1 protein-coding gene is annotated in these 1,123 nt (G+C 52.5%); it reads right to left on the bottom strand.

Annotated features, from left to right (window positions below; all coding sequences use genetic code 11):
* Nucleotides 1–1,123: S-layer homology domain-containing protein (locus PSHG_RS25970; protein WP_010267290.1), on the bottom strand; the 1,123-nt coding region annotated here is incomplete at both ends.

Here is a 1,123-nt window from a genome sequence, read left to right as displayed (position 1 = left end):
GGTTTCCGCCGCGGCCATCGACAATGCCAAGTTTGCGGATGGCTTCGACCGCACCTTTCGCCCACTGCGGAATCGTTTCATCATCGGCAAAGCCGGTTGACGCATTCGCGTTAAGCTGTAGTTGTAACGCCCGAGCGATCATCACCGCCATTTCTACGCGGGTGATCTGTGCGTTTGGCCGGAAGCTACCATCGTTGTATCCATCCACGATGCCCGCTTGTACGGCCTGCGCAACGGCTTGCTTCGCCCATCCGCCGATCCGGTCATGATCCGTGAAAGTTAGCGCGGAGCCGTCACCTTCCAGTTTCAATGCACCTGCCAGCATCACAGTAAACTCGGCGCGTGTGACTGGATGATTCGGTTTAAATGTGCCATCTGGATAACCGCTGACAAAGCCTTTCTCTACAGCACGCATGATATAGTCCTCCGCCCAGTGTCCAGCGATGTCGGTAAATGCAATAACCGGTTCATTTGGCTTTGGCATTTCACGATAAATGGTCAGCGTATAGGTTTTCTTCGTGCCGTTTTCCGCTTGTACCGTTAGCTCAATCGTATTGTCGCCTTCCTCCAAATCGACTTGAATACTGTCCGTAATTACCTTGTCCTTCCATATCACTTTCGCCGCGGAGTGAGCTTCTTTGACCACAATCTCAATTCGTTCGGCTTCTGTACGTGCCGTATATTCTGTTGTTCCAGAAGCAAATGAAGGGCTTAGATTTAATTGTTTGCCCCCCGCCCATACTTGCAGATCCGCAAGATCCGCATTGTTGGACAACACACGACCGCCTCCGCCACCACCGGAACCGCCGTTCCCCCCTAGTGCTCTTGGGGTCGCTGTCGCTACATTGGAGAAATCGCTGGCCCCCTCCACAGTGATAGCCTTCACTACAAATGCATACGTTGTTCCATTCGTCAATCCCGTGACGATGTAGGAGTTCGCTGTAACATTCGATTGAATGAGCTTCCAGTTCGCCGGATCGACAGGAGCTGATGTGCCTTCCGCTTGGTAAACTGCGTAAGTCACGCTGCCTGTTCCCGTGACAGCATCCCACTTTAATGTAACGGAGCGATCAGCCGCAGAAGCTGTTAAATTCGCCGGTGCAGGTATCGTTGCAATCGTATA

Origin of the sequence: Paenibacillus senegalensis JC66 (assembly GCF_000285515.1) — a bacterium.
Lineage (GTDB): Bacteria > Bacillota > Bacilli > Paenibacillales > NBRC-103111 > Paenibacillus_L > Paenibacillus_L senegalensis.
This window is presented reverse-complemented; position numbering and strand designations above follow the sequence as displayed.